Origin of the sequence: Streptomyces sp. CA-210063 (assembly GCF_024612015.1) — a bacterium.
Lineage (GTDB): Bacteria > Actinomycetota > Actinomycetes > Streptomycetales > Streptomycetaceae > Streptomyces.
The window spans coordinates 2,866,487-2,884,132 of record NZ_CP102512.1 but is presented as its reverse complement, the minus strand read 5'-3'; the positions used below and the strand labels follow the sequence as shown (position 1 = coordinate 2,884,132).

General features: G+C 69.9%; 16 protein-coding genes. 14 read left to right on the top strand and 2 right to left on the bottom strand.

Translation table 11 applies throughout. From position 1 onward, the window contains the following. The first annotated feature begins 43 nt into the window (after positions 1-43). Positions 44-1,243, top strand: coding sequence for a signal recognition particle-docking protein FtsY (gene ftsY / locus JIX56_RS12285; protein WP_257540120.1), 1,200 nt, complete (start codon positions 44-46; stop codon positions 1,241-1,243). Between the two features lie 98 nt (positions 1,244-1,341). Here ftsY and JIX56_RS12280 read toward each other — a convergent pair whose 3' ends face one another. Then, positions 1,342-1,998 (bottom strand): bifunctional DNA primase/polymerase, encoded by a 657-nt coding sequence (locus tag JIX56_RS12280; protein WP_257540118.1) that lies wholly within the window; start codon positions 1,996-1,998, stop codon positions 1,342-1,344. A gap of 428 nt (positions 1,999-2,426) precedes the next feature. Here JIX56_RS12280 and nsdA point away from each other — a divergent pair, with 428 nt between their 5' ends. The 6 genes from nsdA to ffh all read left to right on the top strand — a co-directional run bounded on the left by nsdA (position 2,427) and on the right by ffh (position 11,017). Continuing rightward, entirely contained in the window at positions 2,427-3,902 is a 1,476-nt protein-coding gene (nsdA, locus tag JIX56_RS12275) for a transcriptional repressor NsdA (protein ID WP_257540116.1), read from the top strand. Between the two features lie 315 nt (positions 3,903-4,217). Next, the gene (locus JIX56_RS12270; protein ID WP_257540114.1) at positions 4,218-4,859 is read left to right on the top strand and encodes a hypothetical protein; all 642 of its coding nucleotides are present in this window, start codon (positions 4,218-4,220) and stop codon (positions 4,857-4,859) included. A gap of 402 nt (positions 4,860-5,261) precedes the next feature. Next, positions 5,262-6,503, top strand: coding sequence for an ammonium transporter (locus JIX56_RS12265; RefSeq protein ID WP_443032035.1), 1,242 nt, complete (start codon positions 5,262-5,264; stop codon positions 6,501-6,503). Beyond that, on the top strand, positions 6,500-6,838 hold the full coding sequence (locus JIX56_RS12260; protein ID WP_003997576.1) for a P-II family nitrogen regulator: 339 nt from the start codon (positions 6,500-6,502) through the stop codon (positions 6,836-6,838). The genes JIX56_RS12265 and JIX56_RS12260 overlap by 4 nt, the downstream gene beginning before the upstream one ends. Before the next feature lie 26 nt (positions 6,839-6,864). Continuing rightward, positions 6,865-9,315, top strand: coding sequence for a [protein-PII] uridylyltransferase (locus JIX56_RS12255; RefSeq protein WP_257540110.1), 2,451 nt, complete (start codon positions 6,865-6,867; stop codon positions 9,313-9,315). 151 nt (positions 9,316-9,466) lie between these two features. Further along, on the top strand, positions 9,467-11,017 hold the full coding sequence (gene ffh, locus JIX56_RS12250) for a signal recognition particle protein (RefSeq protein ID WP_257540108.1): 1,551 nt from the start codon (positions 9,467-9,469) through the stop codon (positions 11,015-11,017). 256 nt (positions 11,018-11,273) lie between these two features. Here ffh and JIX56_RS12245 read toward each other — a convergent pair whose 3' ends face one another. Further along, the gene (locus JIX56_RS12245; protein WP_257540106.1) at positions 11,274-12,032 is read right to left on the bottom strand and encodes an SAM-dependent methyltransferase; all 759 of its coding nucleotides are present in this window, start codon (positions 12,030-12,032) and stop codon (positions 11,274-11,276) included. A gap of 304 nt (positions 12,033-12,336) precedes the next feature. Between JIX56_RS12245 and proS the strand changes: the two genes are divergently transcribed. The 7 genes from proS (at position 12,337) to rplS (ending at position 17,606) form a co-directional block, all read left to right on the top strand. Next, positions 12,337-13,752, top strand: a complete 1,416-nt coding sequence (gene proS / locus JIX56_RS12240; RefSeq protein ID WP_257540105.1) for a proline--tRNA ligase — start codon at positions 12,337-12,339, stop codon at positions 13,750-13,752. Positions 13,753-14,012: 260 nt separating this feature from the next. Beyond that, positions 14,013-14,609 (top strand): hypothetical protein, encoded by a 597-nt coding sequence (locus JIX56_RS12235; RefSeq protein WP_086746543.1) that lies wholly within the window; start codon positions 14,013-14,015, stop codon positions 14,607-14,609. 339 nt (positions 14,610-14,948) lie between these two features. Beyond that, on the top strand, positions 14,949-15,377 hold the full coding sequence (rpsP, locus tag JIX56_RS12230; protein ID WP_257540103.1) for a 30S ribosomal protein S16: 429 nt from the start codon (positions 14,949-14,951) through the stop codon (positions 15,375-15,377). Positions 15,378-15,379: 2 nt separating this feature from the next. Further along, positions 15,380-15,619 carry an RNA-binding protein gene (locus JIX56_RS12225; RefSeq protein ID WP_013000410.1) on the top strand — a complete coding sequence of 80 codons (240 nt, stop codon included), beginning with the start codon at positions 15,380-15,382 and terminating at the stop codon, positions 15,617-15,619. A gap of 106 nt (positions 15,620-15,725) precedes the next feature. Continuing rightward, positions 15,726-16,289 (top strand): ribosome maturation factor RimM, encoded by a 564-nt coding sequence (gene rimM, locus JIX56_RS12220; RefSeq protein WP_257540101.1) that lies wholly within the window; start codon positions 15,726-15,728, stop codon positions 16,287-16,289. Beyond that, positions 16,289-17,122: a tRNA (guanosine(37)-N1)-methyltransferase TrmD gene (gene trmD, locus JIX56_RS12215; RefSeq protein ID WP_257540099.1), complete on the top strand. Its 834-nt coding sequence runs from the start codon at positions 16,289-16,291 to the stop codon at positions 17,120-17,122. The genes rimM and trmD overlap by 1 nt, the downstream gene beginning before the upstream one ends. Before the next feature lie 133 nt (positions 17,123-17,255). Continuing rightward, a complete protein-coding gene (gene rplS / locus JIX56_RS12210; RefSeq protein WP_257540098.1) occupies positions 17,256-17,606 on the top strand; it encodes a 50S ribosomal protein L19 in 351 nt (116 codons plus the stop codon). Positions 17,607-17,646: the final 40 nt, after the last annotated feature.

The window sequence follows — 17,646 nt, the reverse complement described above, 5'->3', positions numbered from 1 at the left end:
CCAACGAACTGCCGGGCGGGGGGTCACGCATACTGGCTTAGTTATGGAACTCATCCTTGCTCTTGTCATCGCCGTGGTCTTGCTCGGCGTGCTGGGCGGGCTCGTCGTCGGCAGCCGCAAGAAGAAGTCGCTGCCCCCGGCACCCCCCACCACTCCGGACATCACCGCGCCCCCGGCCGAGCCGCATGTCGGCGACGAGGCCGAGACGCCGCGCGACGAACCGCGCAGAACGATCGAGGAGGTCGATCTCCCGGACGCCACGGCGACGGCACCCGTCGCCGTCGAGGAGCCGCCGGCCGCCCCCGCGATCGAGATCCCCGAGCCGACCGCCGGCCGTCTCGTACGGCTGCGCGCCCGGCTCTCCCGCTCGCAGAACGCGCTCGGCAAGGGGCTGCTCACGCTGCTCTCGCGCGAGCACCTCGACGACGACACCTGGGAGGAGATCGAGGACACCCTCCTCACCGCCGACGTCGGCGTCCAGCCCACCCAGGAGCTGGTCGAACGCCTGCGCGAGCGTGTGAGGGTGCTCGGCACCCGGACCCCGGCCGAGCTGCGCGCCCTGTTGCGCGAGGAACTGCTCGCGATCCTCGTCCCCGAGTTCGACCGCGCGGTCAACACCGACTCGCCCCTCGACACCCCGGGCATCGTCATGGTCGTCGGCGTCAACGGCACCGGTAAGACCACCACCACCGGCAAGCTCGCCCGCGTCCTCGTCGCCGACGGCAAGAACGTCGTCCTCGGTGCCGCCGACACCTTCCGCGCCGCCGCCGCCGACCAGCTGCAGACCTGGGGCGAGCGGGTCGGTGCCCGTACCGTGCGCGGTCCCGAGGGCGGCGACCCGGCGTCCGTCGCCTTCGACGCCGTCAAGGAGGGCATCGAGGAGGGCGCCGACGCCGTCCTTATCGACACCGCCGGCCGGCTGCACACCAAGACCGGCCTCATGGACGAGCTCGGCAAGGTCAAGCGCGTCGTCGAGAAGCACGCGCCGCTGGACGAGATCCTGCTCGTCCTCGACGCCACCACCGGCCAGAACGGCCTCGTCCAGGCCCGCGTCTTCGCCGAGGTCGTCGACATCACCGGCATCGTCCTCACCAAGCTCGACGGCACCGCCAAGGGCGGCATCGTCATCGCCGTACAGCGTGAGCTGGGCGTCCCCGTCAAGCTCGTCGGCCTGGGAGAGGGCGCGGACGACCTGGCGCCCTTCGAGCCGGAGGCGTTCGTGGATGCGCTTATCGGAGAGTAGGCATCGCTCGACGTTCACCGCTGGTCGAAGAAGCGCCCGCCCCCACGGTGCAGTCGGGGACGGGCGCTTCGCTGTGTACGAACCTGAGGTCTGCGCCGCTATGCCCGCGAGCGGTGCGCCACGTACGCGAGCGTTCCCAGCAGCAGACGCGCGGCGGGTGGCCTCGTCGCCGAGTCGAGGGCGGGGGAGCGGAGCCAGCGGACCGGGCCGAGGCCGCCGCGGTCGGAGGGCGGGGCGGTGACATGGGCGCCGGGGCCGAGGCCGCGCAGGTCGAGGGCGGACGGGTCGTCCCAGCCCATGCGGTAGAGCAGCGCGGGCAGCTCGGCGGCGGCGCCGGGGGCGACGAGGAAGTGGGCGCGGCCCTCGGGGGTGGCGATCACGGGGCCGACCGGGAGGCCCATGCGCTCCAGGCGGACGAGTGCGTGCCGGCCGGCTGACTCGGCGACCTCGATGACGTCGAAGGAGCGGCCCACCGGCAGCATCACGGAGGCGCCGGGGAACTCGGACCAGGCCTCGGTCACCTCGTCGAGCGTGGCGCCGGCGCGGACGGGAGGCGCGAAGTCGAGGGGGTGCGCGCCGGGCGCGGTACAGGTGGTCCTGCCGCATGAGCACGCGCCCGAAGCCGTCCGCGCGCCGGGGACGACGTCCCACCCCCAGAGGCCGGTGAACTCGGCCACGGCCGTGCATTCCGAGGAACGGCCGCGCCGACGTGTGCCGGATCGCATGTCCCGAATGCCGCCGATCGTGAAGCCCATGCCCCCTCCAACGGGTCCAGCGCGCCGGTGGTTACGCGACGGAGTCGGAATGCGACGCTCTGCTTCCGCATGTGCGGCGCACAATGTCACCCCGGGTGGTGCGGTCGACGGCACGCGCCCCCGAATGCATCGCTCCGCCCAGTCCCGGCCGTCATGTGTCAAGTGAATCGCGTACGGGCAACCGTGAGTTCATTCGAAGGGGTGGCGAATGGTGGCGTTTCTGGGATCGCCGTGGCCGGACGCGTGATCGTGGGATTACTTTGAGTACACGCGACCTGGGGATGTACGCGCTCGTGGGTATGCCGGAGGCAAGTCGTCTTTCCGTTCGAGGGGTGACAACGGTCGGACGTACGGCGTGGTAACCGGCATTCTGGTAGGGCTTGGCGCACACAGCGCACACAAGTGGTTTCAGGGATGGGGGCGTTCCAGTGGGCGGCAACGGCGGAAGCGGCACGAACGCTGAGAAGCGCCCGAACGAACTGCTGGGCTCGTGGTTCGTCCGCAGCGGCTGGTCCAAGGGCGAGCTCGCCCGGCAGGTGAACCGCCGGGCCCGACAGCTCGGGGCCAATCACATCTCCACCGACACCTCGCGCGTACGCCGCTGGCTCGACGGGGAGAACCCGCGCGAGCCGATCCCCCGGATCCTGTCCGAGCTGTTCTCCGAGCGGTTCGGCTGTGTCGTCGCCGTGGAGGACCTGGGGTTGCGCGCCGCCCACCAGTCCCCGTCCGTGTCCGGTGTCGACCTGCCCTGGACGGGCCCGCAGACCGTGGCGCTGATCAGCGAGTTCTCGCGCAGCGACCTGATGCTGGCGCGGCGCGGCTTCCTCGGGAGCTCGCTCGCCCTGTCCGCGGGCCCGGCCCTCATCGAGCCGATGCAGCGCTGGCTCGTCCCCTCGCCCCCCGCCCCGCGCCCGGAGCCCGAGCCGTCGCCCGCCGCACGCCGGGCCGGCCGCCTCTCCAAACCGGAGCTGGACCTCCTCGAATCCACCACGGTGATGTTCAGGCAGTGGGACGCCCAGTGCGGCGGCGGTCTGCGCCGCAAGGCGGTCGTCGGCCAGCTGCACGAGGTGACCGACCTGCTCCAGGAGCCCCAGCCCGAGGCCACCACCCGGCGGTTGTTCAAGGTCGCCGCCGAGCTGGCAGAGCTGGCCGGCTGGATGAGCTACGACATCGGCCTCCAGCCCACCGCCCAGAAGTACTTCGTCCTCGCCCTGCACGCGGCCAAGGAGGCGGGCGACAAGCCCCTCGGCTCGTACGTCCTGTCCAGCATGAGCCGTCAGATGATCCACCTCGGCCGGCCCGACGACGCCCTCGAACTGATCCATCTCGCCCAGTACGGCAGCCGTGACTGCGCGAGCCCGCGCACCCAGTCGATGCTGTATGCGATGGAGGCCCGCGCCTACGCCAACATGGGCCAGCCCGGAAAGTGCAAACGGGCCGTGCGGATGGCCGAGGACGTCTTCGCCGACGCCGAGGAATGGGACGACCCGGACCCCGACTGGATCCGCTTCTTCAACGAGGCCGAGCTGCACGGCGAGAACTCCCACTCCTACCGCGACCTCGCCTATGTCGCCGGCCGCAGCCCCACCTACGCCTCCCTCGCCGAACCCGTGATGCGCCGGGCCGTCGAGCTCTTCTCCACGGACACCGAACACCAGCGGTCGTACGCGCTGAACCTCATCGGCATGGCCACGGTGCATCTGCTCCAGCGTGAGCCGGAGCAGGGGGCGGCCATGGCCAAGCAGGCCATGGATGTCGCGGGCAAGGTCCGCTCCGAGCGGGTCAACACCCGGATCCGCAAGACCGTCGACACGGCCGTACGCGATTTCGGCGATCTGGCTGAGGTCGTCGACCTCACCGACCAGCTCGCCGTCCACCTTCCCGAGACCGCCGCAGCGGTCTGACGCCGACCCGCGGAATCCTGCGGGCCCTCGACCCCGGCCGCGGCAGGCCATCCCTACTGCCCGACTCGGCTCCCCCATGCCAGGTCAACGGATGGCCCGCCGTGGTCGGCTCATGCCTCGGCTGTTCGCCGGATATTTGCAAAGCTGATGGACTGTAACGAGTTTGATCCTTGTTCTGTAACGTGGCGTGCCCGTGTCAACCTCGGTGACTAGAGTGGCGTCCGCGCCGCCCGTGCGGGTGGCGCCAACTCCACGGTGTGCGCGTGCAGTTGGCGCGCCGACCAGAGAAACTACGGGGAACGGGGAAAACCGGATATGCAGAGCAAGTCAGTCGCGTCCGCCGTCGCGGTGGGCGCGTCCTCCCTCGCGCTCGTCATGGGCATGGCGCCCAATGCGGGTGCGGTCGCAAAGACCTCGCACAGCAAGCCGTACAGCGCGACCGTGACGATGTGGTCCAAGCCGCTGAAGCGCTGTGTCTATGTGAAGCTCACCGGCCGGGTCGAGTTCAAGCACTACTACTGGAAGATGAAGGGCGCCAAGGATCACGCCTACACGGACGTGAAGCTCAAGGACCCGAGCATGACGGCCACCACCTACACCAGCTGTTCCGGTGGCAAGCGGGCGAAGCTCACCAAGCTGGAGCTGACCCAGCGCTGGTACGAGAGCACGAAGTGCAAGATGAACGCCAAGGTGGCCGTGGGTGTGTGGAGTATCTCCGTCACACCGACCCTGGAGTGCGGCAAGCGCAAGGCCGCGACGCGCGCCACCACCTACAACGAGACCCTGTGGAAGTACGCGCAGAGCAACAGCGGCCGTCCGGCGAAGTTCGACGGTATGGTCCGCGTCTCCCTCAAGAAGGAGAAGCTGTGCCTCTCCGCGCGCCCGGAGATCACCGCGTACGTCAAGGGCAAGTCGGACTCCTGGACCAAGACCGTGAAGGTCTGCGTCAAGCGATGACGCGTCCGGCGGGTCGGTAGACGATCCGGCTCGGGTGAGGGCGGGTGCACACGTCCTCGCCCGAGCCGGGGACCGCCCGGGAAAAGCGAACATCACCGGAAGTTCCATCGGATACGAAACCGTTATCCGCCGAGGGGTCCGCAGAGGCCGGGCCCCACACGGGATGAATCCTCCGAGATTCACGTTTCACATGTCTGTAACGTGATGGGGGCCTTCGTCACGTCCAGGAAACATTTCCAATCTCCCTGTGAAACGGTGCTGCGTCAGTCTCCTGAGCACAGTCGGCCCTCCCCGAGAGCTCCCCCAAGCTTCAGCATCCGCACGGGCCGTTCCGACCATGAGGAGATACCGGCATTGAACGGCACAGATACCGGATTCGTATTGATCAGCGCGGCGCTCGTCATGGTGATGACGCCGGGCCTGGCGCTCTTCTACGGCGGCATGGTCCGGGCGAAGAGCGTGCTGAACATGCTGATGATGTCCTTCATCTCGCTGGGCATCGTCAGCATCCTGTGGGTGCTGTACGGCTACTCGCTCGCCTTCAGCGGTGACCAGGGCGGCTTCATCGGCAACCTGGACGCGATCGGCCTCAAGGGCATCGACGTCACGAGCACGGTCGACAGCTTCGTCGCGGGCGCCAACGGCGAGCCGCACAAGATCGCCGCGTTCGCCTTCATCCTCTTCCAGATGCTCTTCGCGGTCATCACCCCGGCCCTGATGAGCGGTGCGCTCGCCGACCGCGTCAAGTTCGGCGCCTGGATGATCTTCGTCGGGCTCTGGGTCACCCTGGTGTACTTCCCGGTCGCGCACTGGGTGTGGGCGCCGGGCGGCTGGCTCTTCGAGATGGGCGTCATCGACTTCGCCGGTGGTACCGCGGTCCACATCAACGCGGGTATCGGCGCGCTCGCCGCGGTCCTCGTCGTGGGCAAGCGCATCGGCTTCAAGAAGGACCCGATGCGGCCGCACAGCCTGCCGCTGGTCATGATCGGCACCGCCCTGCTGTGGTTCGGCTGGTTCGGCTTCAACGCCGGTTCCTGGCTCGGTGTCGACGGCACGACCGCCCGCATGGCGATCAACACGCAGATCGCGACCGCCGCGGCCGTCATCGGCTGGCTGATCTACGAGCGCATCCGCCACGGCGCGTTCACCACCCTCGGTGCCTGCTCCGGTGCCGTCGCCGGCCTCGTCGCGATCACCCCGTCGGGCGGTCACGTCAACGCCTTCGGCGCCATCCTGATCGGCATCGTCGCCGGTGTCCTCTGCTCCTGGGCCGTCAGCCTCAAGTACAAGCTCGGCTACGACGACTCCCTCGACGTCGTCGGCGTCCACCTGGTCGGCGGTGTCATCGGCACCCTGCTGGTCGGCTTCCTGGCCACCGACGGGATCGGCGGCCTCGAGCAGTTCGGCAAGCAGGCCACGGGTGCCTTCTCCGTCATGGGCTACACCTTCGTGGTGACCTGGATCATCGCCTTCGTCATCCAGAAGACGATCGGCTTCCGGGCGTCCGAGGAGGACGAGGTCTCCGGTGTCGACCAGGCCCTGCACGCCGAGACGGCCTACGACTTCACCTCGGCGACCCAGTCGCACATCTCCTCCCCGGCGGGCAGCGCCGCTGCCACTGAGAGCAAGAAGGTCGAGGCATGAAGCTGATCACCGCGGTCGTCAAGCCGCACCGGCTCGACGAGATCAAGGAAGCCCTGCAGGCCTTCGGGGTGCACGGCCTTACGGTGACCGAGGCCAGTGGGTACGGTCGGCAGCGGGGCCACACGGAGGTGTACCGGGGTGCCGAGTACACGGTGGACCTGGTTCCCAAGATCCGTATCGAGGTGCTCGCCGAGGACGACGACGCCGAACAGTTGATCGACGTCATCGTCAAGGCCGCTCGCACCGGCAAGATCGGTGACGGCAAGGTCTGGTCCCTCCCGGTCGAGACGGCCGTTCGGGTCCGGACCGGCGAGCGCGGCCCGGACGCGCTCTGACCGAAGAGAAGAACAGGAGTCGCTGGGTGACGAGTACGGACGTACGTACGGATGCAGAGGACTCGGGACCCAGCGGCTACGCGGCGGCCCGGCTGCGCCTCCTCCAGGAGGGGGCGCAGTCCGGGCCGCCGCGCCGTTCGGCCCTGGCCGAGCTGACCGACGACTGGCTCGCGGGACTTTTCGGCGCGGGCGCCTCCGAACTGCGCGGGGCCTCGCTGGTCGCCGTCGGGGGATACGGGCGCGGCGAGCTCTCGCCCCGCAGCGACCTCGATCTGCTGCTCCTGCACGACGGGTCCGACGAGGAGGCGGTGGCCGCGCTGGCCGACCGCATCTGGTACCCGGTCTGGGATCTGGGGCTGGCCCTCGACCACTCGGTCCGCACCCCCGCCGAGGCCCGCAAGACCGCCGGCGAGGACCTCAAGGTGCAGCTGGGGCTGCTGGACGCCCGGCACATCGCCGGTGATCTGGGACTGACCGCCGGACTGCGCACCGCCGTCCTCGCCGACTGGCGCAACCAGGCCCCCAAACGCCTCCCGGAACTCCAGGAGCTGTGCGCCGAGCGGGCCGAGCGGCAGGGGGAGCTGCAGTACCTGCTGGAACCCGACCTCAAGGAGGCGCGGGGCGGGCTGCGCGATGGCACGGCTCTCCGGGCCGTCGCCGCCTCCTGGCTGGCCGACGCCCCGCGTGAGGGGCTCGCGGACGCACGCCGCCGGCTCCTCGACGTACGGGACGCACTGCATCTCACCACCGGGCGCGCGACCGACCGGCTCGCGCTCCAGGAACAGGACCAGGTCGCCGCCGAGCTGGGGCTGCTGGACGCCGACACGCTGCTGCGCCAGGTGTACGAAGCGGCGCGCGTGATCTCGTACGCCAGTGATGTGACCTGGCGTGAAGTGGGGCGCGTGCTGCGTTCGCGCGCCGTGCGGCCTCGGTTGCGCGCCATGCTCGGTGGCGGGAAGCCGGCTCCCGAGCGGTCCCCGCTGGCGGAGGGCGTGGTCGAGCAGGACGGAGAGGTCGTGCTCGCGCGCGCCGCCCGCCCCGAGCGGGATCCGGTGCTGCCGCTGCGCGCCGCCGCCGCTGCCGCCCAGGCCGGACTGCCGCTCTCCCTGCACGCCGTACGGCGGCTGGCGGCCGCCGCCCGGCCACTGCCGACGCCCTGGCCCGCCGAGGCGCGCGAGCAGCTCGTGACCCTGCTGGGTTCCGGGCGCCCGACCGTCGACGTCTGGGAGGCGCTGGAGGCCGAGGGCCTCATCACGCAGTTGCTGCCGGACTGGGAGCGGGTCCGCTGCCGGCCGCAGCGCAACGCCGTGCACATCTGGACCGTCGACCGGCATCTCATCGAGACCGCCGTCCGGGCCTCCGAACTGACCCGCCGGGTCCACCGGCCCGACCTCCTGCTCGTCGCCGCGCTGCTGCACGACATCGGCAAGGGCTGGCCCGGCGACCACTCCGTCGCCGGCGAGATCATCGCCAAGGACGTGGCCGCCAGGATCGGCTTCGACCGCGAGGACGTGGCGGTCCTCTCCACCCTGGTACGGCATCATCTGCTGCTGGTCGACACGGCCACCCGGCGTGATCTGGAGGACCCGGCCACCGTCCGGTCCGTGGCCGAGGCCGTCGGATCGCCGGGCACGCTCGAACTGCTGCACGCGCTGACCGAGTCGGACGCGCTGGCCACCGGGCCCGCCGCCTGGTCGTCGTGGCGTGCCTCGCTCGTGTCCGAGCTGGTCCAGCGAGTGGACGCGCTGTTCGCCGGGGACGCCCCGCAGGAGCCGGAGCCCGGCGAGACCAGCGCCGAGCAGGAGCGGCTCGCCATCGAGGCGTTCCGCACGGGCGGGCCCGTGCTGTCGCTGCGCGCGCAGACCGAGGCCGCCGCCGAGGAGAAGGACGAGAAGGCCGACCCGGAACCCCTGGGTGTGGAACTCCTCATCGCCGTCCCCGACCAGCCGGGCGTCCTGCCCACGGTCGCCGGCGTCCTCGCCATGCACCGGCTCACCGTGCGCACGGCAGAACTCCGGGCGCTCGACCTGCCGGACGGCGTCGAGGGCTCCGTACTGCTCCTGAACTGGCGGGTGGCCGCCGAGTACGGCTCGCTGCCCCAGGCCGCCCGGCTCCGCGCCGACCTCGTCAGAGCGCTGGACGGCTCGCTGGACATCGCCGGGCGGCTGGCCGAGCGCGACGCCGCCTACCCCCGGCGGCGCGGTGTCGTCGCGCCCCCGCCGCGCGTCACGGTGGCCCCGGCCGCCTCCCGGCACGCCACGGTCATCGAGGTGCGCGCCCAGGACGCCCCGGGCCTGCTGCACCGGATCGGGCGCGCCCTGGAGGACGCGAACGTACGGGTGCGCAGCGCGCACGTCAGCACGCTGGGCGCCAACGCCGTGGACGCCTTCTACGTGACCGGGCCGAAGGGCGCACCGCTTCCGGGCGACGAGGCGGCGTCCCTGGCGCGGAAGCTGGAGGAGACCCTGCGCGGCTGAACACGACGGGTACGGGGCCGCCGGGCCCCGTACCCCCTGTGGAATCGGGCGCGACCGACCGTTGTCCACAGGGGTGGAGACCCGACCACACCCAGACAGATACCCTGGAGGGCAACCCAGACTGCCCCCGACTCCGAGGACCGACACCGCCGTGTTCGATACGCTCTCCGATCGCCTCTCAGCGACTTTCAAGAACCTGCGGGGCAAGGGTCGCCTTTCCGAGGCGGACATCGACGCCACGGCACGCGAGATCCGCATCGCGCTCCTGGAAGCGGACGTCGCGCTGCCGGTCGTCCGGGGCTTCATCAAGAACGTCAAGGAGCGCGCGCTCGGCGCCGAGGTCTCCAAGGCGCTGAACCCCGCCCAGCAGGTCCTCAAGATCGTCAACGAGGAGCTGGTCGGGATCCTCGGCGGCGAGACCCGCCGCCTCCGCTTCGCCAAGAACCCGCCGACCGTGATCATGCTCGCCGGTCTGCAGGGTGCCGGTAAGACGACCCTCGCGGGCAAGCTCGGCCGGTGGCTGAAGGAGCAGGGCCACTCGCCGCTCCTCGTCGCCTGTGACCTCCAGCGCCCCAACGCCGTGAACCAGCTCAGTGTCGTCGCCGAGCGCGCCGGTGTGGCGGTCTACGCCCCCGAGCCGGGCAACGGCGTGGGCGACCCGGTCAAGGTCGCCAAGGACTCCATCGACTTCGCCAAGTCGAAGGTCCACGACATCGTGGTCGTCGACACCGCGGGCCGCCTGGGCATCGACCAGGAGATGATGCGGCAGGCCGCCGACATCCGGGACGCGGTCTCCCCGGACGAGATCCTCTTCGTCGTCGACGCCATGATCGGTCAGGACGCCGTCAACACGGCCGAGTCCTTCCGGGACGGCGTCGGCTTCGACGGTGTGGTGCTCTCCAAGCTCGACGGTGACGCCCGCGGTGGTGCCGCCCTGTCGATCGCCTCGGTCACCGGTAAGCCGATCATGTTCGCGTCGAACGGCGAGAAGCTCGACGACTTCGACGCGTTCCACCCGGACCGGATGGCCTCCCGCATCCTCGACATGGGTGACCTGCTCACCCTGATCGAGCAGGCGGAGAAGACCTTCAGCCAGGAAGAGGCCCAGAAGATGGCCTCCAAGCTGGCGTCCAAGAAGGGACAGGACTTCACGCTCGACGACTTCCTGGCCCAGATGGAGCAGGTCAGGAAGATGGGCAGCATCAGCAAGCTGCTCGGCATGCTGCCCGGCATGGGGCAGATCAAGGACCAGATCAACAACATCGACGAGCGCGACGTCGACCGCACGGCCGCGATCATCAAGTCGATGACCCCGGGCGAGCGCCAGGAGCCGACGATCATCAACGGCTCGCGCCGCGCTCGTATCGCCAAGGGTTCCGGTGTCGAGGTCAGCGCGGTGAAGAACCTCGTCGAGCGGTTCTTCGAGGCCCGCAAGATGATGTCCCGCATGGCCCAGGGCGGCGGCATGCCCGGAATGCCGGGCATGCCCGGGATGGGTGGCGGCCCCGGCCGGTCCAAGAAGCAGCCCAAGAAGGCCAAGGGCAAGCAGCGCTCGGGCAACCCGATGAAGCGCAAGCTGCAGGAGCAGGAAGAGGCCGAGCGCAGGGCCGCGGGCGCCCAGGGCGGTGCCCTCGGTCTGCCGGGTCAGCAGGGCGCCCAGGACTTCGAGCTGCCGGACGAGTTCAAGAAGTTCATGGACTGACGGCCCCATGGCGGACGCCGCGTGACCGGCCGGGGGGTGTGGCCGGGCGCGCGGCGCCGGTGCCGTTGCGTGGACGGCATGAGTGTGGTGTCGCTCGTAGTGCTTCTGGTGGCAACTCCCGTACGCGGGTGTGTTGTTCCCCTGGACGATGCGTCAGGCTATGGCTGCCGCACGGCACTTCGCCAAGGGAAAGCGCTGCCGGACGGCTTTCTTCACACCATTCACACCCGCATCGGAAGAAGTCTCGAAGACCTTCTCAGGGCGTCCGCGCGATCAGGTAGCGGAACACGTTCGGCATCCACACCGTGCCGTCCCGGCGGCGGTGCGGGTGCAGGGCCTCGGTCAGTTCCTTGTCCACCTGCGCCTGGTCGGTGGCCCTGAGCGCCGCGTCGAACAGGCCGGTGGACAGCAGCCCCCGTACCGCGTTGTCCACGTTGGCGTACCCGAAGGGGCAGGCCACGCGTCCGGAACCGTCCGGTTTCAGGCCGGCCCGCTGGGCGACCTCCTCCAGGTCGTCCCGCAGAGCCGGGCGCCAACTGCCCGCACTGCGCAGGGGATCGGCGAGTTTCGTGGCCACGCGGAGCACGGCGGACGTGGTGCAGCGCTCCGGCGGGCCCCAGCCGGCGAGGACCACGGGGGTGCCGCGTTCCGCCAGCGGGGTCGCCGAGGCGAGCAGTTCGCCGAGGCCCTCGGAGTCACCGGCCAGACAGCCGATCGGCTCGAAGGCCGTCACCAGGTTGTACAGCGGGTCGCCGGGGGCGCGGACCGCGTCCCTTGGAGTGCCGTCCACGACCCGGGTGCCGGCGCGCGCGTGCATGCCCCTGGCCTCCGGCAGCAGACGCTCCCGCGCGAGAGCCATTCTCTCGGGCGACGACGCGTCGACGCCGGTGACCGCGGCGCCCCGCGACGCCGCCATCAGCAGCGCGAGGCCCGACCCGCAGCCGAGGCCCAGCAGTCGCGTACCGGTGCCGACGTCGAGCCGCCGGTAGACGGCCTCGTACAGCGGTACCAGCATCCGTTCCTGGATCTCGGCCCAGTCACGCGCGCGTGCACACTGGTCCACGCGGGATGTGGCCCCCGCGCGAGGCAGTCGCTGCCGCACGAGCGTAGGTGTCATATCGAAAGCGCCCCAATCCGCCGTGAGTTGCTGTTGCCGGATTTCCTGGCCCCCGTGGCAGTGCGCGGTCGCACTTCCCCCGTATGCCAGGAAACTCCGCACTCGGCGAGTCGTCCAGGGGTCTCGGACACCGGCTTGCGGACTGCCTGCGCGCGGACAAAAGAATTCACGTCCCCGCAACGTGGACCCGTACCATCGCGCCATGGCAAAGGCACCCGTACTGACGCCCCGCGCGGACGACTTCCCGCGCTGGTACCAGGATCTGATCACCAAGGCCGAGCTGGCCGACAACGGTCCGGTGCGCGGCACCATGGTCATCCGACCGTACGGGTACGGGCTGTGGGAGCGGATGCAGCAGGAGATGGACACCCGGATCAAGGAGACGGGCACGCAGAACGCGTACTTCCCGCTCCTGATCCCGCAGTCGTACCTCACTCGCGAGGCCGAGCACGTCGAGGGCTTCGCGCCCGAGCTGGCCGTGGTGACGCACGGCGGCGGCAAGGAACTCGAAGAGCCCGCCGTGGTCCGCCCCACCTCCGAGATGATCATCAACGACTACTTCTCGAAGTGGGTCCAGAGCTACCGCGACCTGCCGTTGCTGATCAACCAGTGGGCGAACGTGGTCCGTTGGGAGCTTCGCCCCCGCCTGTTCCTCCGCACGAGCGAGTTCCTCTGGCAGGAGGGCCACACGGCGCACGCGACGTACGAGGAGGCGCGCGACTTCGCCGCGCACATCCATCGGGAGGTCTACGAGGACTTCATGGTGAACGTCCTCGCGATGGACGTCGTCCCTGGCCGCAAGACCGTCAAGGAGCGCTTCGCGGGCGCCATCAACACCCTCACCCTCGAGGGCATGATGGGCGACGGCAAAGCCCTCCAGATGGCCACCAGCCACGAGCTGGGCCAGAACTTCGCCAAGGCCTTCCAGACCCGGTACCTGTCCAAGGAGGGCAAGCAGGAACTCGTCTGGCAGACCTCCTGGGGCTCCACCACCCGCATGATCGGCGCCCTGGTGATGATGCACGGCGACGACAACGGCCTCCGGGTCCCGCCCCGGCTGGCCCAGGTCCAGGCCGTCGTCCTCGCGATCAAGGGCGACGACGCGGTTCTGGCCAAGGTCCGCGAGCTCGGCGATCGGCTGAAGGCCGCGGGCATCCGCGTCCAGGTGGACGACCGCACGGACATCCCGTTCGGCCGCCGCGCCGTCGACTGGGAACTCAAGGGCGTCCCCGTACGCATCGAGGTCGGCCCCCGTGACCTGGAGAACGGCACCGCGATGCTCGCCCGCCGCATCCCGGGCGGCAAGGAACCGGTCGCCCTCGACTCACTCGTACGCCTGCTGCCCACCCTTCTCGAAGAGGACCAGGCGCTCCTGCTGAAGCAGTCGCGCGAGCGCCGCGAGTCCCGTACGACCGAGGTGTCCACGCTCGACGAGGCGATCGAGGCCGCCGCGGCCGGCGGTTGGGCGCGTATCCCCTGGTCGACGCTGGGCGAGGACGGCGAGAACAAGCTCGGGGAGCACGCGGTGACCGTACGGTGTCTGGTCGCCGAGGACGGGTCGGTGCCCGACTCCTCCGACGCACCCGGTAACGTCGCTGTCGTGGCGCGCGCTTACTAGAGCGATCCCTTCCGCCGGGAGAGCGACCGAAACGCCCCTTGCGCATCTGGCGACGACAGATGCCCCGGCGCGCGGATCTCGTCTACGCGCCGGGGCGTACGTGTTACTACGTACCGCCTTGGGGGGAGCTGTGAGGCTTCTCCGCAGATCAGCGCACCCGCCCTCGTCAGGACGCACTAGTGGCAACTGACGGGTACGTGCAAATTATTTGGGATGCCCCGGAATCGGAACACAGCGGCACTCCGGCTCGTTGTCATTACGTGAGCACGACACAGACACCACCTGTTCTCGCCGCAGAACTGGCACAGGCGTGGGCCGACATTCAACGGCACCACCCCGAGCTGCCGGATCTTGCCGCTCCCGAGTCCCTGATCGGGGAGTCGTCGTCCGCCTGCGGGCACGAACTCTCCTTCGAGCGACTGCTCCATGAGGCAGTCCATGGCATCGCAGCCGCGCGCGGAGTCCGCGACACGTCCCGGGCCGGCCGGTACCACAACCGCAGATTCCTCGCGATCGCCGAGGAGCTCGGCCTCGACCACCCCGACGAGCCGCATCCCAGCAGCGGTTTCTCGCTGGTCACGCTCAACCCCGAGGCCAAGCGTCGCTACCGCCCGACGATCGACAGACTGCAGCGCGCCCTCAAGGCCCATACCGCCGCGACCTCCGCGGACACGGCCCGCAGCTTCCGGGGCCCGGCCGCCCGCCACGGCTCCTCCGGCGGCGGCGTCCGCGTCAAGGCCGTCTGCGACTGCGGCCGCAACGTCCGGGTCGTCCCGTCCGTACTCGCCCAGGCCCCCATCGTCTGCGGCGGCTGCGGCAAGCCCTTCCGGATCCCGGAGGTCGTGGGCGCGGCGTGACGGCTGACGAGCTGGGAGGACGGCTGCTCGTGGCAGCCGTACGCAGCTCGTGGGCTCGGGTTCGGCCGCACCGTGGGGTGCCGTCGGGTGGGCGCGGCGGCACCCCTGTGCGCCGGTGAGTGAAAGGCACCCTGTCGCCGGGTGCCGCTTCGGCATGGCCGCGCACAGCCCTGGTAAGAGGCGAACCGCAGCGTGTGGCAGAATGGCTAGCTGTACTCGACAGCCGCACAGGACCCCTCTCTCCTCCGGCTGACGCGTCCATCGGGCACTCGGGTACCGCAACCCCACGCGGCCATCTCGCCGTGCCCAACCACGTCAAATCCAGGAGAACCCACTCCCGTGGCAGTCAAGATCAAGCTGAAGCGTCTGGGCAAGATCCGTTCGCCTCACTACCGCATCGTCGTCGCCGACTCCCGCACCCGCCGTGACGGCCGTGCGATCGAGGAGATCGGCAAGTACCACCCCACGTACAACCCCTCGGTCATCGAGGTCGACGCGGACCGTGTCGCGTACTGGCTGGGTGTCGGCGCACAGCCGACCGAGCCCGTGCTCGCCATCCTGAAGAAGACCGGCGACTGGCAGAAGTTCAAGGGCGAGCCCGCTCCGGCGCCGCTCCTCGTGGCTCAGCCGAAGTCCGCGCGTCCGTCGTTCGAGGCCCTGGGCGGCGACGACGAGGGCAAGGGTGAGGCGATCACCCAGAAGAAGAAGGCCGACAAGAAGGACGAGGCTGCCGCTGAGTCTTCCTCGTCTGAGCCGACCGAGGCCTGAGCATGCTCGAGGAGGCTCTCGAGCACCTCGTCAAGGGCATCGTCGACTACCCCGACGATGTGCAGGTCGCTTCCCGCGACCTGCGTCGCGGGCGCGTCCTCGAGGTCCGGGTCCACCCCGATGACCTCGGCAAGGTGATCGGCCGTAACGGCCGTACCGCCCGTGCCCTGCGCACCGTCGTGGGCGCCATCGGCGGCCGCGGTGTCCGTGTCGACCTCGTCGACGTGGACCACGTCCGCTGACGAAGATTCGCAGCACCGGCTCGGGCCGGGGAGGGCCACTGGGCCGTCCCCGGCCCGTAGTCGTATGACCGTCGTTCGCCGTCGTATGAGCAGGAGATCAAGCACAGTGCAGCTCGTAGTCGCACGGATCGGCCGCGCCCACGGCATCAAGGGCGAGGTCACCGTCGAGGTCCGCACCGACGAGCCGGAACTCCGGCTCGCCCCCGGCGCCGTCCTCTTCACGGACCCCGCCTCGACGGGCCCGCTCACCATCGAGACCGGCCGCGTCCACAGCGGCCGGCTGCTCCTGCGCTTCGAGGGCGTCCGCGACCGCAACGCCGCCGAGGCCCTCCGCAACACCCTGCTGATCGCGGAGGTGGACCCGGAGGAACTGCCGGAGGAAGAGGACGAGTACTACGACCACCAGCTCATGGACCTCGACGTGGTCACCAAGGACGGAGCCGAGGTCGGCCGGATCACCGAGATCTCGCACCTGCCCTCCCAGGACCTCTTCATCGTCGAGCGGCCCGACGGGAGCGAGGTGATGATCCCGTTCGTCGAGGAGATCGTCACCGAGATCGACCTGACCGAACAGCGGGCGGTCATCGACCCGCCGCCGGGCCTGATCGACGACCAGGCGGAGATCGCGTCCGCCCGGGACTCGGCGGACTCGGCCGGGGACGAGGCCTGATGCGGCTCGATGTCGTCACGATCTTCCCCGAGTACCTCGAACCCCTGAACGTCTCCCTCGTCGGCAAGGCACGCGCACGTGGGCAGTTGAACGTCCACGTGCACGACCTGCGGGAATGGACGTACGACCGGCACAACACGGTCGACGACACCCCGTACGGCGGCGGACCCGGCATGGTCATGAAGACCGACCCCTGGGGCGACGCCCTGGACTCCGTCCTCGCCGACGGTTACGAGACGGGTGCCCACGAGCCCGTGCTCATCGTCCCCACCCCCAGCGGCCGCCCCTTCACCCAGGCGCTCGCCGTCGAACTCTCCGAGCGGCCCTGGCTGGTCTTCACACCGGCGCGCTACGAGGGCATCGACCGCCGCGTGATCGACGAGTACGCCACCCGGATGCCCGTCTACGAGGTGTCCATCGGCGACTACGTGCTCGCCGGGGGCGAGGCGGCCGTCCTCGTCGTCACCGAGGCCGTGGCCCGGCTGCTGCCCGGCGTCCTCGGCAACGCCGAGTCCCACCGGGACGACTCCTTCGCGCCCGGCGCCATGGCCGGCCTCCTGGAGGGGCCCGTCTACACCAAGCCCCCCGAGTGGCGCGACCGCGCCATCCCGGACGTGCTGCTCAGCGGCCACCACGGCAAGATCGCGCGCTGGCGCCGGGACGAGGCCCTGAAGCGTACGGCCGCCAACCGGCCCGATCTCATCGAGCGTTGCGACCCCAAGGCGTTCGACAAGAAGGACCGCGAAATGCTCTCCATCCTGGGCTGGGCCCCGGACCCGGAGGGGGAGCGGTACGGCCGATTTTGGCGGCGGCCGGAGGGCGTGGAAGAATAGTGCTGTTGTGCGTCGTCCGGCGCGCGCCCCTGCCGCAGGGGGACACGACGCCCGCCCCGACACGGACAGCATCCTTCTCGAAACACCTAGCTCCCGCCTATGACCTGTGGCATGGGCGAAGAAAGCAGACGAAATGTCTCACCTGCTCGACACCGTCGACGCCGCGTCGCTGCGCAGCGACATCCCGGCCTTCCGCCCGGGTGACACCGTCAACGTCCACGTCCGCGTCATCGAGGGCAACCGCTCCCGTGTGCAGCAGTTCAAGGGCGTAGTCATCCGTCGCCAGGGCGCCGGTGTCCGCGAGACCTTCACGGTCCGCAAGGTCTCGTTCTCCGTCGGCGTCGAGCGCACCTTCCCGGTGCACACCCCGATCGTCGAGAAGATCGAGCTCGTCACCCGCGGTGACGTCCGTCGCGCGAAGCTGTACTACCTGCGCGAGCTGCGCGGCAAGGCGGCGAAGATCAAGGAGAAGCGCGACAACTGAGCGCGCGCTCAGGTGTCACCCAGCGGGGCCGGATAACATC

Bases quoted from the DNA above. Each gene is read 5' to 3' on its own strand.
- ftsY (WP_257540120.1), top strand. From the start codon at position 44: ATGGAACTCATCCTTGCTCTTGTCATCGCCGTGGTCTTGCTCGGCGTG.
- JIX56_RS12280 (WP_257540118.1), bottom strand. From the start codon at position 1,998: ATGGGCTTCACGATCGGCGGCATTCGGGACATGCGATCCGGCACACGT.
- JIX56_RS12270 (WP_257540114.1), top strand. From the start codon at position 4,218: ATGCAGAGCAAGTCAGTCGCGTCCGCCGTCGCGGTGGGCGCGTCCTCC.
- JIX56_RS12265 (WP_443032035.1), top strand. From the start codon at position 5,262: ATGGTGATGACGCCGGGCCTGGCGCTCTTCTACGGCGGCATGGTCCGG.
- JIX56_RS12260 (WP_003997576.1), top strand. From the start codon at position 6,500: ATGAAGCTGATCACCGCGGTCGTCAAGCCGCACCGGCTCGACGAGATC.
- JIX56_RS12245 (WP_257540106.1), bottom strand. From the start codon at position 12,032: ATGCTGGTACCGCTGTACGAGGCCGTCTACCGGCGGCTCGACGTCGGC.
- proS (WP_257540105.1), top strand. From the start codon at position 12,337: ATGGCAAAGGCACCCGTACTGACGCCCCGCGCGGACGACTTCCCGCGC.
- JIX56_RS12225 (WP_013000410.1), top strand. From the start codon at position 15,380: ATGCTCGAGGAGGCTCTCGAGCACCTCGTCAAGGGCATCGTCGACTAC.
- trmD (WP_257540099.1), top strand. From the start codon at position 16,289: ATGCGGCTCGATGTCGTCACGATCTTCCCCGAGTACCTCGAACCCCTG.
- rplS (WP_257540098.1), top strand. From the start codon at position 17,256: ATGTCTCACCTGCTCGACACCGTCGACGCCGCGTCGCTGCGCAGCGAC.